Origin of the sequence: Amycolatopsis sp. NPDC021455, from assembly GCF_040640995.1 — a bacterium.
In the GTDB taxonomy this organism is placed as follows: Bacteria; Actinomycetota; Actinomycetes; order Mycobacteriales; family Pseudonocardiaceae; genus Amycolatopsis.
The window spans coordinates 1-17202 of the sequence record NZ_JBFACT010000021.1 but is presented as its reverse complement, the minus strand read 5'-3'; the positions used below and the strand labels follow the sequence as shown (position 1 = coordinate 17202).

Here is a 17202-nt window from a genome sequence, read left to right as displayed (position 1 = left end):
TAGGCTAATAAGGTATGAGCACCCCTGTGTTGACCGCGGTGGCCTGGCCCTACGCCAACGGCCCCCGCCACATCGGCCACGTGTCCGGATTCGGCGTCCCGTCCGACGTCTTCTCCCGCTACCAGCGAATGGCCGGCAACCGGGTGCTCATGGTGTCCGGGACCGACGAGCACGGCACGCCCATCACCGTCCAGGCCGACCGGGAGGGCCTGACCCCGCAGCAGACCGCCGACAAGTACACGCTGCAGATCGCGAACGACCTGCAGGGCCTCGGGCTGACCTACGACCTGTTCACCCGGACCACCACCGGCAACCACGCCGAGGTCACGCAGCAGATCTTCCTGGCGCTGCACCGCAACGGCTACGTCGTGCCCAAGACCACGCGCGGGGCGATCAGCCCGTCCACCGGCCGCACGCTGCCCGACCGCTACGTCGAGGGCACCTGCCCGATCTGCGGGTACGACGGCGCGCGCGGCGACCAGTGCGACAACTGCGGCAACCAGCTCGACGCCGCCGAGCTGATCAACCCGAAGTCGCGGATCAACGGCGAGACGCCGAAGTTCGTCGAGACCGAGCACTACTTCCTCGACCTGCCCGCGTTCACCAAGACCCTCGGCGACTGGCTGGCCACCAAGACCGACTGGCGGCCCAACGTCCTCAACTTCACCAAGAACCTGATCGACGACATGCGGCCGCGGCCGATCACCCGCGACCTCGACTGGGGCGTGAAGATCCCCCTGGACGGCTGGCGCGACCAGCCGCTCAAGCGCTTCTACGTCTGGTTCGACGCGGTGATCGGGTACTTCTCCGCCAGCGTCGAATGGGCCCGCCGGGCGGGTAACCCGGACGCGTGGCAGGAGTGGTGGACCAACCCGGACGCGCGGTCCTACTACTTCATGGGCAAGGACAACATCACCTTCCACGCCCAGATCTGGCCGGCGCTGCTCTTCGGCCACAACGGCGAAGGCGACAAGGGTGGCGAGCCGGGCAAGTACGGCCGCCTGCACCTGCCCGACGAGATCGTCTCCAGCGAGTTCCTCACCATGAGCGGCTCGAAGTTCTCGACCTCGCGCGGGCGCGTGATCTACGTCGAGGACTTCCTGCGCGACTTCGGCCCGGACACGCTGCGGTACTTCATCTCGGTCGCCGGCCCGGAGACCCAGGACACCGACTTCACCTGGGACGAGTTCGTCCGCCGGACCAACTTCGAGCTGGCCAACGAGTGGGGCAACCTCGTCAACCGGTCGATCTCGATGGCGCACAAGAACGTCGGCGCCATCCCGCGCCCGGAGGCGCCGACGGCGGCCGACGAAGAGCTGAAGGCGTTGTCCCGCAAGGCTTTCGACACCGCGGGCGCGCACCTGGCCCGGTCCCGGTTCAAGCTGGCGGCGGGCGAGGCGATGAAGGTCGTCACCGCGGCGAACAAGTACATCTCCGACCAGGAGCCGTGGAAGCTCAAGGACGACCCCGCGCGGCGCGACACCGTGCTGCACACCGCGCTGCAGGTCGTCAGCGACGCCAACACGCTGCTGACGCCGTTCCTGCCGCACTCGGCGCAGAAGGTGCACGAGGCCCTCGGCGGCACCGGCGTCTGGGCCGCCCAGCCGGAGCTCAAGCAGGTCGACGACCTCGACATCGACGGCCGGGTCAACCCGATCCTCACCGGCGACTACGCGGCCGAGCAGGCCGAGTGGGCGTCCAAGCCGATCGAGGTGGGCCGGCCCCTGGAGAAGCCGTCGCCGCTGTTCACCAAGCTCGACGCGGCGCTCGGCGAGACCGGCCCGGAGTGGGCGCCGATCACCAAGGAGTAAGAAGGCATGCATGGGTGACGAGAAGCGCGAGCTACCGCCGGTTCCGGACCGGCTCCCGGTGACGGTGGTGGACGCGCACACCCATCTCGACGCGTGCGGCGCGGTCACCGCGGCCGAAGTCACGGCCATGGTCGACCGCGCCGAGCGCGCCGGCGTCGCCCGCGTCGTCACGGTCGCGGACGACCTCGCCTCGGCCCGCTGGGCCACCGAGGCGGCGGGCTGGGACCCGCGCGTCTTCGCCGCGGTCGCGATCCACCCGACCCGGACCAAGGGGTTCGGCGAGGCGGAGAAGTCCGAAGTGGAGCGGCTGGCCGCGGACGGCCGCGTGGTCGCCGTCGGCGAGACCGGCCTCGACTACTACTGGGACTACTCGCCGCACGACGCCCAGCAGGAGGCGTTCCGCTGGCACATCGACCTCGCGAAGCGGCTGGACAAGCCGCTGATGATCCACGACCGCGACGCCCACGACGACGTGTTGCGCATCCTGGCCGAAGAGGGTGCGCCGAATGCCGTAATTTTCCATTGTTTTTCCGGGGACGCGGAAATGGCCCGCAAGTGCGTCGACGCGGGGTATGTCCTTTCCTTCGCGGGCACGGTGACGTTCAAGAACGCGAAGGGGCTCCACGAGGCGGCGCGGCTCTGCCCGCCGGGGCAGTACCTCGTCGAGACCGACGCGCCGTTTCTGACCCCCCACCCGTTCCGTGGGCGGCCGAACGAGCCCTACTGCGCCGCCTACACCGTCCGTCACCTCGCGGCGCTCAGGGGCGAAGCTGTCCACGAAGTCGCCGAATCGGTCCGGACCACCGCCGAGCGGGTGTACCGACTCCCGAGTGTCACATCGGGGTGAACGCATTGCGACAACAGGGTTCCCGGCTCGTCCACCTGATGGAGTGACCCAGATCACGACACTCCGGGGGGTGTTTGCGCAACCCGGCGGGACCCGTTACTGTCCCGTGATCGTGCCGGTCGGTACTGCACTCAGCAGTTGCCGGCTGTTACGCCCACAGTCACGTCAGTGCACGTCGGGGAAGCGGAACCAGGAGCGGTACGGCCTGGAACCGTGACGATGGCGCCGGCTGAGGGCCCAGACGTAAAGGTGCCGCCCCGAACGGCACCTTGGGAAAGGGAACGACCCGGTGACAGGTAGCAGACAGGCTGGAGCGCGCTCCGCGGCCGTCCTCGACCGCGAATTCGGCTTCGAGGACCGTGCTTTCGCGGACACTGCGTACGGCCAGCTCGACTTCTCCGACGACCCGAACATCACGCAGCAGGACATCCTCGCCGCGCTCGGCCCCGACGCCGACGCGATGATGGCCGAGATCGACGTCGACGTCGACGAACTGATCCGCCTCATCAACGCCGAGACGACCTACCTGCCGCCCATCGTCATCCCGGACGAGTTCGAGGCCGACCGCACCGCTTCCCCCGAAGCGCGTCGCGCGGCCCTGGACGAGGGTCTCCGCGAGACCACCAAGGTCTGGAAGCGCCGCTTCCTCAAGGGCGCCGTCCTCAGCGTCATGATCAGCGTCGCCGGCGGCGGCGCGGCCGCGCTGGCGATGAACAAGAGCATCACCGTCGACGTCGACGGCCACCAGCAGACCGTGCACTCCTTCGGCGACACCGTCGGCGAGGTGCTCGAGGACGCGGGCCTGTCCGTCGGCGCGCACGACTCGCTGTCCCCCTCCCCGCAGGCGGAGGTCGGCGACGGCGGCGTCATCAAGCTCGAGCGGGGCCGCCAGCTGAAGCTGATCGTCGACGGCGCCGAGCACACCTCCTGGGTCCGCGCGACGCACCTGGGCGACGCCCTGTCCCAGCTCGGCATGGCCCAGGCCGAGCAGGCCGGCACGTGGATGTCGATGCCGAAGGACGGCGAGCTGCCGCTCCAGGGCGCGACCGTCGAGATCAAGACGCTCAAGCACATCACGCTCTACGACGGTGCGAACGAGCCGAAGAAGGTCACCACCACCGCGGTCACCACCAAGGAGTTCCTGGGCGAGTACAAGCTCACCCTGGGCCCGGAGGACGCCGCCGAAGGCGGCCTGGACGTCAAGCTGACCGACGGCGCCGAGGTGCACATCAGCCGCACCGGCGTCTCGACGGTCGTCCAGAAGGAGACCATCGCCCCGCCCGAGCAGCGCGTCGACGACCCGGACCTCGAAAAGGGCAAGACCAACGTCGAGGACCCGGGCACGCCCGGCGAGAAGATGGTGACCTACAAGGTCACGCAGAAGAACGGCAAAGAGGTCTCCCGCGAGAGCATCTCCGAGCAGGTCATCACGCCGGCCAAGCCGAAGATCGTCCACGTCGGCACGAAGAAGCCCGCCGACCCGGACATCGGCGACACGAGCGTCTGGGACCGCATCGCGCAGTGCGAGTCGGGCGGCAACTGGTCGATCGTCAACGCGTCCGGCAAGTACTACGGCGGCCTCCAGTTCGACAAGCAGACCTGGGACGCCTACGGCGGCGACCAGTACGCGGCGTACCCGAACCAGGCCACCAAGGCCCAGCAGATCGCGATCGCGGAGAAGGTCCGCGACGCCCGCGGCGGCTACAGCGCCTGGCCGGTCTGCGGCAAGAAGGCCTGACAGCGGCTTCGAAACGGCCCCCGTCCACCTCGGACGGGGGCCGTTCCGCGTGTCGACCCCCCAATCACGCGTGCCGACCCTCCAATCACGCGTGTCGACCCCCCAATCACGCGAGCCGACCCTCCAATCACGCGAGCCGACCGTCCGGGTACGTGAACCGACCCCCTGGGTACGCTCGTCCGGTGGTTGAACTGTTGGGGCCTGCCGAGATCCGCGGGCTGGCGGCCGAGCTGGACGTGCGGCCGACCAAGAAGCTCGGGCAGAACTTCGTGCACGATCCCAACACCGTCCGGCGGATCGTCGAGCTGGCGAACATCGACGAAGACGACGTCGTCCTCGAGGTCGGGCCCGGGCTCGGGTCGCTGACCCTCGGGCTGCTCGCCACCGGCGCGCGGGTCGTCGCCGTCGAGATCGATCCCAAGCTCGCCGAACGGCTGCCCAAGACCGTCGCCGAACGCGGGCCCGAAGCCGCGGAACGGCTGACCGTCATCGGCGCCGACGCCCTGCGCGTCACGCGCGAGCAGCTGCCCGAGCCGACCGCCCTCGTCGCCAACCTGCCGTACAACGTCGCCGTGCCCGTCGTGCTGCACCTGCTCGCCGAACTGCCGTCCTTGAAGACCGGTCTCGTCATGGTCCAGACGGAGGTCGCCGACCGGATGGCGGCCGGGCCCGGCAGCCGGATCTACGGCGTGCCGAGCGTCAAGCTCGCCTGGTACGGCACCGCGCGCAAGGTCGCCGCGGTGCCACGCTCGGTGTTCTGGCCGGTACCGAACGTCGACTCCGCGCTCGTCGCGTTCGAACGCGGTGACGCGCCGGCGTCCGGGGACCGCGACCGTCTCTTCGGGCTCGTCGACGCCGCCTTCTCACAACGCAGGAAGACGCTCCGGGCCGCGCTCGCGGGCTGGGCGGGCTCGGCCGAGCGCGCCGGCGAGCTGCTGGCCGCCGCCGGGATCGATCCGAAGACCCGCGGTGAGCAGCTCGGTGTGCACGACTTCGCGCGGATCGCCACCGCGCGTTAGCACGTCCACAGTGGAGGCGGTGAAAATACGCCCGCGCGGCCGCTCATCCCGCGATTCGGACACCTCCACTCGTGTGATCTGGGCCAACGGGCTTGCTTTCGCTCCGTGGGATCGGTTTTACTCAGTACGTCCATCCCGAGCGACTGAGAGACCTGGCTCGCCGAAGTCGCAGCAACCACCCTCCGCAGGGCAGGTGCTACCGCCAGGACCGATGGAGGCCGTTTTCGATGAAGAGGGTAGCCCGCCCCCTGCTCCTGACCAGGCGTCGCGTTGTCGACGAAGGCCGCCGCTCCGTGACCGCATGTCGGCGCTCCCACTGAGCTAGCCCCTGCCGGTCCACCTCTTCTTCATGCACCGTCCAAAGCGGACGGAACTCGCTTGCGGCCGGGTGCCGCGTGCTGCGCGCACCCCGTTTTCTGGAGCCTTCGTGATCACCGTCGAAAACCTGTCCAAATCCTTTGCCGCCAACGGAAATCCGGTCGTCGCCCTGCGGGACGTGAGTGTCGACGTCCAGGCGGGCTCGCTGTTCGGCGTGGTCGGCCCGGCCGGGTCCGGCAAGTCCGTCCTCGCCCGCTGCATCGCGCTGCAGGAGCGTCCCGACCGCGGTGTCGTCCGCCTCGACGGCCTCAACACCGGCACGCTCGACGGCCGCCGGCTCCGCGAAATCCGCCGTCAGCTGGGTGTCGTCTCCACGAAGCCGGAGCTGATCGCCGAGCGCACGATCGCCGGCAACATCGCTTCGCCGCTCGAACAGCTCGGCGTCGACGGCCCGCAGCGCCGCAGCCGGGTCGGCTCGCTGCTCGACCTCGTCGGCCTGACGCCGCGTGCCGCGCAGCGTCCCGGCGAGCTGTCCGCCGGTCAGCTCCGCCGCGTCGCGGTCGCGAAGGCGCTCGCGGCGGCCCCCGCCGTGCTGCTCGCCGACGACCCGACCGCCGGCGTCGACCCGGAGGAGGCCGGTGCCGTCCTGGCCGTCCTCGACCGGGCGCGGTCCGAGCTGGGGGTCACCGTCGTGGTCACCACGCCGGACGCGGGCGTGGTCCGCCGGCTCTGCGACGACGTCGCCGTGCTGGAAGACGGCACGGTCGTCGAGCGCGGCACGGTGCTCGACCTGATCTCCGACCCGGCCAGCCGCACCGCGCAGGCGCTGCTGCCCGCCATCGAGACGTCCCGTTCGCAGGCGGCGCGCTACGACCGCTCGGCCGACGTCGTGCTGATCGGCTTCGCGTCGGTGGGTGCGCTGCTGCCCGAGGCCGCGGGCCGCTTCGACGTCGAGTTCGCCACGATCGGCGGCGGCCTGACCCGGATCGGCGACACGCCGGTCGGCCGGTTCCGCCTCGGCGTCCGCGGCGAGCGGGCCGACGCGGCGCTGGCGTGGGTCGCCGAGCGCGGCGGCCACGTGACGCACACCGCGCGCGGTCCGCAGGGCATCGCCGCCGCCTGACCCGGCCTGGCCCCAAGCGCCCCAATGTGGCGTTGGGTGCGTCCAACGCACCGAACGCCACATTGGGTGCGTCAGATGCACCCAACGCCACATTGGGGTGTTTTGGCGAGCACGTAGGCTGGTCGGGTGCTCGCAGTCGTTCCGCCTCCAGTCACCGTCCGGGTCCCGGCGAAGGTCAACCTGCACCTTTCCGTCGACGACCTGCGTGAAGACGGTTACCACGAGCTGGTGACCGTGTTCCAGGCCCTGTCGCTGACCGACGAGGTGACCGTCGCGGTCACCGACGAACCCGGCATCGAGGTCTACGGCGAGGGTGAGGGCTCGGTGCCGACCGGGCCCGAAAACCTGGCCTGGCGGGCCGTCGAAGCCCTGGCCGCGCACGTCGGCCGCACCGGCGAGCCGAAGGTCCGGGTGGTGCTGCGCAAGGGCATCCCGGTCGCCGGCGGCATGGCGGGCGGCAGCGCCGACGCGGCGGCGACCCTGGTCGGGCTGGCGAGCCTGTGGAACCTCGACGTCACGCGCGACGAGCTGGCCGAGATCGCGGCCGGCCTGGGCAGCGACGTCCCGTTCGCGCTCTACGGCGGCACCGCGCTGGGGACCGGCCGCGGCGAAAAGCTCGTCCCGGTGCTGTCGCGGCACACGTTCCACTGGGTGCTGGCCTTCGACTCCGAAGGGCTGTCGACGCCGAAGGTGTTCGGCGAGCTGGACCGCCTGCGTGCGGCGGGCAACCCGCCCCGGATCGGCTCGCACACCCCGGTCGTCGAGGCGCTGGCCTCCGGCGACCCGCGCCAGCTGGCCCTCCTGCTGGGCAACGACCTCCAGGCGGCGGCGGTTTCACTGCGGCCCGAGCTGCGCCGCACGCTCCGGGCGGGCGTCAACGCCGGCGCGCTGGCCGGCACGGTGTCCGGCTCCGGCCCGACGTGCGCGTTCCTGTGCGAAGACGCGCAGTCCGCGGTGGAGGTCGCCGCGGAGCTGTCGGGGGCGGGGGTGTGCCGCACGGTCCGGGTGGCACACGGCCCGGTCCCCGGCGCCCGCGTCGTCGGCGGGGACGACGCGCCCCGCCCGGCACCGCCGCGGGTGCACGCGTGAAGCACGCCGAGTTCGCGTTCCCCGGCCCGCTGCGCGACAAGCTGGTCGCGGCGATCCTGCGCGGGGAGAAGACGTCGACCACCGGCCTGGTCGCCGAATACGAGAAGTACGGCGAAGAGCTGCCCGTCGTCGGGGAGCGCGAGCTGATGATCGACTCGGCGGGAGAAGGGCTCGCGGTGCTCGAGACCACCGAGGTCCGCGTCCTTCCACTGTCCGAAGTGGACCTTCAGCACGCGCTCGACGAAGGCGAAGGCTTCACGAGCGTCGCCGAGTGGCGCGCCGACCACACGGCTTACTGGCAGAGCGCGGAAATGCGCGCCGCCCTGGAAGACCCGGAATTCACCGTGGACGACACGACCATGGTCGTGGCGACGCGGTTCGTGATCGTAGAGAGGATCGGCTGAGCGGATGGCCAACCTGGTCAATCTCGAGGCGGTGAGCAAGTCGTACGGGGTGCGCCCGCTGCTGGACGGCGTGTCGCTCGGCGTCGCGGCCGGGCAGCGCATCGGCGTCGTCGGCCTCAACGGCGGGGGCAAGACCACCCTGCTGGAAGTCCTTTCCGGACTCGCCGAGCCGGATTCCGGGCGGGTGAGCCATGTTCGCGATCTGCGGATGGCCGTCGTCACCCAGCGCACGGAACTGCCCGACGGCAGCACGGTCGGCGACGTCGTGCTGGAACGGTACGGCGCCGAGCACGAATGGGCCGCCGACGCGCGCGTCCGGTCCATTGTGGACGGCTTGGGCATCACGGCGATCGGCCTGGACACCCCGACGGCGAACCTGTCCGGCGGCGAGCGCCGCCGGGTTTCGCTGGCCGCCGCGCTGACCGGGGAACTCGACCTGATCGTGCTCGACGAGCCGACCAACCACCTGGACGTCGAAGGTGTCCGCTGGCTCGCCGACCACCTGCTGGCCCGGAAGGTCGCCGTCGTGGTCGTCACGCACGACAGGTGGTTCCTCGACACCGTCGCGACCTTGACGTGGGAGGTCGCGAACGGCCGCGTCGAGCAGTACGAAGGTGGTTACGCGGACTGGATCTTCGCGCGCGCCGAGCGAGCGCGGCTGGCCGCGACGGCCGAGGAGAAGCGGCAGAACCTGGCCCGCAAGGAGCTGGCGTGGCTGCGCCGCGGCCCGCAGGCGCGTTCGTCGAAGCCGCGGTACCGCGTCGAGGCGGCCGAAGCGCTGATCGCCGACGTCCCGCCGCCGCGCGACTCCGTCGAGCTGCAGGCGTTCGCGAAGCGGCGGCTCGGGAAGACCGTGCTGGAGCTGGAAGACACGACGTACGCGGTGGGCGAGCGGAAGCTGCTCGACCACGTCACCTGGCGGATCGGGCCGGGCGACCGGATCGGCCTGGTCGGCGTCAACGGCTCGGGCAAGACGTCGCTGCTGAAGCTGCTCGGCGGGGACGTCGAACCGTCGACCGGCCGCCGCATCGAAGGCAAGACCGTCGCGCTCGCGCACCTGCGCCAGGAGCTCGACGACCTGCCCGGCGACCTGCGCGTGCTGCAGGCGATCGAGCAGGTGGCCGGGCGCGTCGTGTTCGGCAAGCAGGAGATGACCGCGTCGCAGCTGGGGGAGAAGCTCGGCTTCCCGGCGGCCCGGCAGTGGACGCCCGTCGAGGACCTCTCCGGCGGCGAGCGACGTCGGCTGCAGCTGTGCCGGCTGCTGATGGCCGAGCCGAACGTCCTGCTGCTCGACGAGCCGACGAACGACCTGGACATCGACACCCTGCAGCAGCTGGAGGACCTGCTCGACGGCTGGCCGGGCACGATGGTCGTCGTCTCGCACGACCGTTACCTGGTGGAGCGCGTCTGCGACACGATCGTCGCGCTCTTCGGCGACGGCCGGATCACCCACCTGCCCGGCGGGATCGACGAGTACCTGAACCGCCGCGCGGCGGCCCAGGACGTTGCGGGCCCGGCGCCGTCGGCGGCCAAGACCGAGGCGAAGAAGTCCGCGGCCGACCTGCGGGCGGCGCAGAAGGAGCTCGGCCGGCTGGAGCGCAAGCTGGACCAGTTGCACGCCAAGGAGGAGAAGCTCCACGCGTCGCTCCTGGAGGCGGCGACCGACCCGGCGAAGCTGATGGAGCTCAACGCCGAGCTGAAGGGCGTCCAAGGCGAGATCGAGGACGTCGAAGGCCGCTGGCTCGAGACGTCCGAGCTGCTGGAATGAGGGTCGTCGGGCCCGACGACCCTCTCGGTGTGCTCCGGCGCGTCGCCGTGGCGGGCTCCGCCGGATCGGGCAAGTCGACGCTCGCGCGCATGCTGTGCGAGCGCCTGGGGGTGCCGTTCGTCGAGATGGAGACCTTCTTCCACGGGCCAGGCTGGACCGTGCGGGAAACCTGGCAGGCCGACCTGCTCGAGTACCTGGACCGCGACGTCTGGGCCATCGAGTGGCAGGGCGAAGAAGTCCGGGAGCGGATGACGGCCCGGCTCGACGTGCTGGTGTGGCTCGACCACCCGCGTGCCCTGGCCATGGTCCGGGTCATTTCCCGCACGCTGCAACGCCGGTTCGGCCGGGGCACGAAGATCGCCGGCGGCAACGTCGAAGGCCCGTTGCACACCTTCTTCACCGACCGGAACCACATCGTCCGGCTCGCGTGGCGGTACCACCCGATCATGCGCGCGCGGGTCCGCAAGCTGATCGACGAGAACCGCCACCCCGACCTCGTCGTCGTCCGGCTGCGGGGGCAGCGGCAAGTGGACCGCTGGCTGCGAGGCCCGGTTTCCGCGTTGGTCGGCGGATGTTGACGCCCAGACAGTAATCTGACGCACATGAGCAGGTTCGTGGACACGCTCGTCGCCACCGCGACGCAGCGGGGTCAGCAGCGTGGCATGGTCACCGGGGAGCCGAAGGAGCCGGTCCGGCGGACCTGGGCCGAGGTGCACACCGAAGCCCGGCGGATCGCCGGCGGGCTGGTCGCCGGCGGGTTCGGGCGCGGCGGGGCCGTGGCGGTGCTGGCCGCCGCGCCGGTGCTGATCGCGCCGACCGTGCAGGCCGTGTGGCTCGCCGGTGGCAGCGTCACGATGCTGCACCAGCCGACCCCGCGGACCGACCTCGCCGAATGGGCCGAGGACACCGTGCGCGTGCTCGGGATGATCGGTTCGGACCTCGTGCTGCTGGGCGAACCCTTCGACCAGCTCGCGCCCGTCTTGAGCGAAAAGGGTATCGGGTTCAAGCTCATCACCGAGCTGGCCGAAGCCGAGCCGCTCGCCGACGTCGTCCCGACCGACGAGGGCGACACCGCGCTGCTGCAGCTGACGAGCGGTTCGACCGCCGACCCGAAGGCCGTGCGGATCACCTACGGGAACCTGTACTCCAACGTCAAGGCCATGGTCGACCGCGCGGAGTTCGACTTCGACACCGACGTGATGGTGTCCTGGCTGCCGACGTTCCACGACATGGGGATGGTCGGCTTCCTGACCGTGCCGATGACCTTCGGCGTCGAGCTGGTCAAGATCACGCCGGTCGAGTTCCTGTCGGGCCCGTTGATCTGGCCGGAGCTGATCACCAAGTACGGCGGCACCACCACGGCGGCGCCGAACTTCGCGTACGCCATCGTCGGGCGCCGGATGGCCCGCGTCGACGACGACACCGCGTACGACCTGTCGAAACTGCGTATCGCGCTCAACGGCGCCGAGCCCATCGACGAAACCGCCGTCCAGACCTTTGTGGACGCCGGCGCCCGGTTCAAGATGCCGGCGGAGTGCGTCTTCCCGGCCTACGGCATGGCCGAAGCGACGCTCGCGGTCTCGTTCGCGCCGCTGTTCACGGGGCTCACCCTCGACGTCGTCGAGGCCGACGCGCTCGAGGCGGAAAACCGCGCGGTGCCGGTCCCCGAAGGCGACCCGCGGCGCGGCACCGACAGCGTCCGGTCGTTCGCGCTGCTCGGCCGTCCGCTGGACGGGCTGGAGGCCGAGATCGTCGACGACTCCGGTGCGCGGGTCGGCGAGCGCGAGGTCGGCGAGATCCGGCTGCGCGGCGAGGCCGTGACGCCCGGCTACCTGACCATGGAGGGCCCGGTCGCCACGCAGGACGACGACGGGTGGCTGAACACGGGCGACCTCGGTTACCTGGTGGACGGCCAGATCGTCATCTGCGGCCGCCGCAAGGACGTCATCATCATGGGCGGCCGCAACCTGTACCCGACGGACATCGAGCGCGCGGCGACCTCGGTCGAAGGGGTGCGCGCGGGCAACGCGGTGGCGGTCCGGCTGGACGCGGGCAGCCGTCGCGAGCGGTTCGCGGTGGTCGTCGAGTCGAAGCTGGCGGGTGACGCGGAGGCCGAGAAGAACCTGATGAAGCAGGTGTCGGCCCGGGTCCGCGACGCCGTCGACATGCGGCCGTACGCAGTGGTCGTGCTGCCGGCCGGAAGCCTCCCGAAAACGCCGTCCGGCAAGGTCAAGCGCGCCGCGACCGCGGTCCAGTTCGCGGACCGGATCAAGCGGAACGCCGACGCCTGACCCAAGCGCCCCAATGTGGCGTTCGGTGCGTTGGACGCACCGAACGCCACATTGGGGCGCTTGGGTCAGGCGGTCAGCGCGTGCGGGTCACCGGCCACGGCGTGCGCCGTGAGGGACCGCTGGGCCGAACGCTTCTGCGCCGTCAGCGACTTCGACTTGGCCTTGCCGGGCTGGACGCCGTTGATGCTCTCGGTGCTCGTCGCGTAGACGCCGAGGGCCCAGGCGACGCCGTCCGCGTTGCGCTCCAGCGCGACGCGGTCGATGTTGCCGAGGTTGTCGCAGGCCTGGTGGTAGCACGGGTCGAACGCGATGCCGGCCGTGCCGCCCCACTTCGCCGCCTGCGCCGGGGTCTTCAGCACCTCGGCACCGGTGTCCAGGCCGCCGGCCGGGATGCCGACGGCGATGAACTCGCCGTAGTCCGAACGCCCGGTGAAGTCGGTGCCGTCCAGCGAAACACCCTTCGCGGCCTGCATGAAGTCGACGAGGGTCTTCTCGATCTGCGCCGAGCCGTACGGGCCGGGGCCCGCGCCGACACCGTCGGAGTTGTCGCCGTCGTAGGCGAAGTACCCGGCGTTCGGCGAGCCGATCATGTCGAAGTTCAGGTACAGCGCGATGTCGAGCTGCTGCTCGAAGGTCAGCTGGTCGACGTAGTAGGTCGAGCCGATCAGGCCGAACTCCTCCGCGCTCCAGAAGCCGAACCGGACGGCGTTGTTGACCTTCGGCGTGCTCCCCAGTTGCAGCGCGGTCTCGAGCAGGGCGGCCGAGCCGGAGCCGTTGTCGTTGATGCCGGGACCGGCGGCGACGCTGTCGAGGTGCGACCCCAGCATCACGACGTTGTCCTTGCGCCCGGTCTTGGTCTCGGCGATGACGTTGTAGCTGGTCCGCGCCTCTTGGAAGGCCCGCAGCTCGAGCGTCACGTTCTGCCCGCCGAGCGTGGCCAGCTGCGCCCCCGCGGCCGCCGTCACGCCCCCGGTCGGGATCTTCGCGTTCTCCGGGCCCCCGAGCGTCCCGTTCAGCGCGCCGTCGGTGTTGTTGTAGACGATCGCGCCGATCGCGCCCGCGGCCGCGGCGGTCTGCTGCTTCTGCGCGAACGTGCAGCCGCCGCGCTTGATCAGCGCGATCTTGCCGGCCACGTCGGCGGTGTAGTCGGTGGCCTCGCAGCCGCTGGTGGCGTCGACCGCGACCACCGCGAGCGGGGCGGTGATGCCGCCGACCGGCGTCGACGGCGTGTACGACATCGCGATGATCGGCACGTTCGCGCCGCCCGCGGTCAGCTTCTCGGCCAGGGTCTGTGAATAGGTGAACGGGAACTCCTGGCGCGTCACCTGGAAGCCGGCCGCCTCGAGCTTGGTCGCGATGTATTCGGCGGACTTCTTGTGCCCCTCGGTGCTCGCCGCGCGCGTACCGGCGTTGGTGTCGGCGATGCGCTGGAGGGCGATCAGGTGCCGGTTGACACCGTTGACGCCGACCTTGTCGACGAGTTGTTTCGCCAGAGCGGGACCTTCGGGGAGCGTCGGCGCGGCGGCGGCCGGGGTGAGGCCGAGCACCAGCGTCGCGCCGGCGGCCAGGGCCACCGGCGGGAGGATTCTCTTTCGGAAGAGTGACATGGTTGCTCACTTTTGTTCGCTTTGCGAAGTCCGTCAATGCGCCTTTCGGCGGGTCCTTCGGCCGCGGTATACAGTCGACACATGTACGCGATCACCATCCGTGAACCAGGTGACCCGGACGTTCTCGAGTGGGCGGAGGTCGCGGATCCGCGTCCCGGCCCCGGCGAAGTGCTGCTGGATGTCGCCGCGAGCGCGGTGAACCGCGCGGACCTGCTGCAACGCCAGGGCCACTACCCGCCGCCGCCCGGCGCCAGCGAAACCCTCGGCCTGGAGTGCTCCGGCACGATCGCCGAACTCGGCGAGGGCTTGGAAGACGCTGCGGGCTGGAAAGTCGGCGACGAGGTCTGCGCGCTGCTCGCCGGCGGCGGCTACGCGGAGAAGGTCGTCGTCCCGGCCGGGCAGCTGCTGCCGGTGCCGGGCGAGATCGACCTGCTCACCGCGGCCGCGCTGCCCGAGGTGGCCTGCACGGTGTGGGCGAACGTCGTGATGCACGCGAAGCTCGCCGAGGGCGAGGTGCTGCTGGTCCACGGCGGCGCCGGCGGGATCGGCACGCACGCCATCCAGGTCGGGAAGGCGCTCGGCGCCACCGTCGCCGTCACCGCGGGCTCGGCCGACCGGCTCGAGAGCTGCCGCCAGCTCGGCGCCGACATCGCGATCAACTACAAGGAGGACGACTTCGTCGAGGTGCTCCGCAAGGAGACCGGCGGCGCGAACGTCATCCTCGACAACATGGGCGCGTCCTACCTGGGCCGCAACGTCGACGCGTTGCAGCAGGACGGGCGGCTGGTCATCATCGGCATGCAGGGCGGGGTCAAGGGCGAGCTGAACGTCGGCGCGCTGCTCGGCAAGCGGGCCTCGGTGTTCGCGGCGGGCCTGCGGTTCCGCCCGCTGGACCAGAAGGCCGCGATCGTCGCCGACGTCCGCGAGCGCCTGTGGCCGCTGGTTTCCGACGGCCTCGTCAAGCCGATCGTCGGCCAGGTCGTGCCGATGGCCGAAGCCTCGACCGCGCACCGGGTCCTCGAAGAGGGCAGCGTGTTCGGCAAGGTCCTGCTGGCGGCGAAGTCCTAACGGAGTTCTTCGAGGACTCGCACCAGCTGGTTGATCTCGAAGACGTTGGAGTAGTGGGCGAGCCCGATCCGCACGGCGCCGCCCACTTCTCCGACGCCGAGTGACGCGAAGACGCCGCTCGTGCCGTCATCGGCGAAGGCACACAACCCCTGCGTCGCCAGGTACTCGGCGACCTCGGGCGCCTTCTTGCCGGCGACGGCGAAGGCCAGCGCCGGGATGCGGCGCATGGCGTTGCCGATGACCATGATGTGCCGCAGCGAGAGCAGTTCCGTGGACAGCTGCGCGAGCAACCCGGCGTGGTACGACTTCGCCGATCCGAGCGAGGTGACGAGACGCTCGCGCCGCGATCCGGTCGCGGCGTCGTCGAGGCCCGAGAGGTAGTCGATCGACGCGATCAGCCCGGCGAGCAGCGGGTAGGCGTGCGGGCCGAGCTCCAGGCGCGCGGCGCCGCGCGCCATCGGGTCGAGCGAGGCGGCCGGGATCCGCTCGATCAGCTCCGGGTCGCGGAACACGAGCGCGCCCACCGACGGCCCGCCCCAGGCCTGCGCGGACACGACCATGACGTCGGCGCCGAGGGCGTTGATGTCGAGCGGCAGGAACGGCGCGGCGTAGGTGGCGTCGACGACGACGAGCGCGCCGACCCGCTTGGCGAACTCGATGATCGTCGGCACGTCCGGCCGGGTGCCGACGGACCCGGACGCGAGCGTGACGGCGACGGCCTTGGTGCGCGCCGACACGAGCTGCTCGTACTGCCACGCGGGCAGCTCGCAGGTCTCGATGTCGATCTCACCCCAGCGCACGACGGCGCCGACCCGCTTCGCGGCGCGCTGCCACGGCGCCAGGTTCGCTTGCTCGTCGAGCCGGGACACGACGACTTCGTCGCCGATCGTCCAGCGCTCGGCGAGCGCGTCGACGAGCCGGCGCAGCATGACCGGCGCGCTCGGCCCGAGCACGACGGCGGCCGGGTCGGCCCCGACCAGGTCGGCCACGGCCCGGCGGGCCGCGGTCACGATGCTTTCCGCACGTTGTGAGGCCGGAAACGCTCCGCCCGGCCCGGACACCGGTGCGCGCATCGCCGTGGAAACGGCCGAAGCGACCTGTTCCGGTACCAGCATTCCGGCGGCGCCGTCGAAGTGAATCCAGCCGTCACCCAGCGCGGGAAAGAGCCCACGGATACGAGCGACGTCGAACGCCATGGGGACACCGTACGGACGTGCGGTTTCGCCGTGCGCCCGGGGTTGGGTGGAGAGCCACCGGGAACCCCGTTTACGGCTACGCTCGGAGACGGACACCCCATGGGTGTCGCGGAGCGTGTCGAAGGCAAGCCAGGATGGAGCACATGACCGAGCCGAACTTCACAGCGGGTGACCCGGGCCAGGAATCTTCACCCCACGTGGTGGTCGTCGGACCGGACGGCACGCCGGTGGGCGCAGCCAAGCTGACCCCCTCTGGCGGCGTTGACGGCGACGACCACCCCGAGTCGGTGGGCGACCTCGTCGAAGAGCCGGCGAAGGTGATGCGGATCGGCACGATGATCAAGCAGCTCCTGGAGGAAGTCCGAGCGGCCCCGCTGGACGACGCTTCGCGCACGCGCGTGCGCGAAATCCACCAGACGTCGATCCGCGAGCTGGAGAAGGCGCTGGCCCCGGAGCTGCAGGACGAGCTGGAGCGGCTGGTCCGCCCGTTCACCGACGACTCGACGCCGTCGGACGCGGAGCTGCGGATCGCCCAGGCCCAGCTCGTGGGGTGGCTGGAGGGATTGTTCAGCGGGATCCAGACGGCCCTGTTCGCCCAGCAGATGGCTGCTCGGGTGCAGTTGGAGCAGATGCGGCGGGGGTTGCCGGCCGGGCCTTCCGGGGCCGCGGGACATGGGCATGAGCACGGGCCGGGGATTTCCGGGACCGGGCAGTACCTCTGAGGTTCGCCGCGGAGTTGTCCACAGACCGGTGGGGTTGTGGACAACTCCTGTGGACAACTCACTTTGCGGCCGGTTCCGTCCGAGGGTGCCGACCGGTGTCGCGAATGACTCATTCGGGACGTCCGAGGTCCCCCCCACTTAACTCGAGACACCTAGGCACACAGCCCCCCCCCCGGAGACCCCCCCACACCCCCCCGCCCC

At 70.7% G+C, this 17202-nt stretch carries 14 protein-coding genes and 1 riboswitch; of the genes, 12 read left to right on the top strand and 2 right to left on the bottom strand.

Annotated elements, in window-relative coordinates; genetic code table 11:
• Positions 1-14: 14 nt before the first annotated feature.
• From metG to AB0G28_RS23310, 10 genes are all read left to right on the top strand, one after another.
• Positions 15-1811, top strand: coding sequence for a methionine--tRNA ligase (metG, locus tag AB0G28_RS23355; protein ID WP_361092473.1), 1797 nt, complete (start codon positions 15-17; stop codon positions 1809-1811).
• Between the two features lie 10 nt (positions 1812-1821).
• Complete coding sequence (locus AB0G28_RS23350) at positions 1822-2658, top strand: TatD family hydrolase (protein ID WP_361092470.1); 837 nt, start codon at positions 1822-1824, stop codon at positions 2656-2658.
• A 289-nt stretch (positions 2659-2947) separates the two neighbouring features.
• Entirely contained in the window at positions 2948-4396 is a 1449-nt protein-coding gene (locus AB0G28_RS23345) for a transglycosylase family protein (protein WP_361092467.1), read from the top strand.
• 182 nt (positions 4397-4578) lie between these two features.
• Positions 4579-5415, top strand: a complete 837-nt coding sequence (gene rsmA, locus AB0G28_RS23340; RefSeq protein WP_361092464.1) for a 16S rRNA (adenine(1518)-N(6)/adenine(1519)-N(6))-dimethyltransferase RsmA — start codon at positions 4579-4581, stop codon at positions 5413-5415.
• A 127-nt stretch (positions 5416-5542) separates the two neighbouring features.
• A riboswitch (SAM riboswitch) is annotated at positions 5543-5633 on the top strand.
• Between the two features lie 209 nt (positions 5634-5842).
• Positions 5843-6856: an ATP-binding cassette domain-containing protein gene (locus AB0G28_RS23335; protein ID WP_361092462.1), complete on the top strand. Its 1014-nt coding sequence runs from the start codon at positions 5843-5845 to the stop codon at positions 6854-6856.
• Between the two features lie 126 nt (positions 6857-6982).
• Positions 6983-7945 (top strand): 4-(cytidine 5'-diphospho)-2-C-methyl-D-erythritol kinase, encoded by a 963-nt coding sequence (locus AB0G28_RS23330; RefSeq protein WP_361092459.1) that lies wholly within the window; start codon positions 6983-6985, stop codon positions 7943-7945.
• A complete protein-coding gene (locus AB0G28_RS23325; RefSeq protein ID WP_361092456.1) occupies positions 7942-8349 on the top strand; it encodes an ASCH domain-containing protein in 408 nt (135 codons plus the stop codon). The genes AB0G28_RS23330 and AB0G28_RS23325 overlap by 4 nt, the downstream gene beginning before the upstream one ends.
• A gap of 4 nt (positions 8350-8353) precedes the next feature.
• Complete coding sequence (locus AB0G28_RS23320; protein ID WP_361092453.1) at positions 8354-10117, top strand: ABC-F family ATP-binding cassette domain-containing protein; 1764 nt, start codon at positions 8354-8356, stop codon at positions 10115-10117.
• Complete coding sequence (locus AB0G28_RS23315) at positions 10114-10695, top strand: adenylate kinase (RefSeq protein ID WP_361092450.1); 582 nt, start codon at positions 10114-10116, stop codon at positions 10693-10695. Before AB0G28_RS23320 ends, AB0G28_RS23315 begins: the two co-directional genes overlap by 4 nt.
• Positions 10696-10719: 24 nt before the next feature.
• On the top strand, positions 10720-12408 hold the full coding sequence (locus tag AB0G28_RS23310) for a fatty acyl-AMP ligase (RefSeq protein ID WP_361092447.1): 1689 nt from the start codon (positions 10720-10722) through the stop codon (positions 12406-12408).
• A 65-nt stretch (positions 12409-12473) separates the two neighbouring features.
• Here AB0G28_RS23310 and AB0G28_RS23305 read toward each other — a convergent pair whose 3' ends face one another.
• Complete coding sequence (locus tag AB0G28_RS23305; RefSeq protein ID WP_361092444.1) at positions 12474-14015, bottom strand: M28 family metallopeptidase; 1542 nt, start codon at positions 14013-14015, stop codon at positions 12474-12476.
• Positions 14016-14096: 81 nt separating this feature from the next.
• Here AB0G28_RS23305 and AB0G28_RS23300 point away from each other — a divergent pair, with 81 nt between their 5' ends.
• Positions 14097-15083, top strand: a complete 987-nt coding sequence (locus AB0G28_RS23300; RefSeq protein WP_361092441.1) for an NAD(P)H-quinone oxidoreductase — start codon at positions 14097-14099, stop codon at positions 15081-15083.
• On the opposite strand, the gene AB0G28_RS23295 is transcribed toward AB0G28_RS23300, so the two are convergent.
• Positions 15080-16279 (bottom strand): cysteine desulfurase-like protein, encoded by a 1200-nt coding sequence (locus tag AB0G28_RS23295; protein WP_361092438.1) that lies wholly within the window; start codon positions 16277-16279, stop codon positions 15080-15082. The two genes, AB0G28_RS23300 and AB0G28_RS23295, sit on opposite strands and share 4 nt — an antisense overlap.
• 134 nt (positions 16280-16413) lie before the next feature.
• Between AB0G28_RS23295 and AB0G28_RS23290 the strand changes: the two genes are divergently transcribed.
• A complete protein-coding gene (locus AB0G28_RS23290) occupies positions 16414-17001 on the top strand; it encodes a bacterial proteasome activator family protein (protein ID WP_361092435.1) in 588 nt (195 codons plus the stop codon).
• The last annotated feature ends 201 nt before the right edge of the window (positions 17002-17202 follow it).

Bases quoted from the DNA above. Each gene is read 5' to 3' on its own strand.
- AB0G28_RS23315 (WP_361092450.1), top strand. From the start codon at position 10,114: ATGAGGGTCGTCGGGCCCGACGACCCTCTCGGTGTGCTCCGGCGCGTC.
- AB0G28_RS23350 (WP_361092470.1), top strand. From the start codon at position 1,822: ATGGGTGACGAGAAGCGCGAGCTACCGCCGGTTCCGGACCGGCTCCCG.
- AB0G28_RS23305 (WP_361092444.1), bottom strand. From the start codon at position 14,015: ATGTCACTCTTCCGAAAGAGAATCCTCCCGCCGGTGGCCCTGGCCGCC.
- AB0G28_RS23320 (WP_361092453.1), top strand. From the start codon at position 8,354: ATGGCCAACCTGGTCAATCTCGAGGCGGTGAGCAAGTCGTACGGGGTG.
- AB0G28_RS23310 (WP_361092447.1), top strand. From the start codon at position 10,720: ATGAGCAGGTTCGTGGACACGCTCGTCGCCACCGCGACGCAGCGGGGT.
- AB0G28_RS23290 (WP_361092435.1), top strand. From the start codon at position 16,414: ATGGAGCACATGACCGAGCCGAACTTCACAGCGGGTGACCCGGGCCAG.
- AB0G28_RS23295 (WP_361092438.1), bottom strand. From the start codon at position 16,279: ATGGCGTTCGACGTCGCTCGTATCCGTGGGCTCTTTCCCGCGCTGGGT.
- AB0G28_RS23300 (WP_361092441.1), top strand. From the start codon at position 14,097: ATGTACGCGATCACCATCCGTGAACCAGGTGACCCGGACGTTCTCGAG.
- metG (WP_361092473.1), top strand. From the start codon at position 15: ATGAGCACCCCTGTGTTGACCGCGGTGGCCTGGCCCTACGCCAACGGC.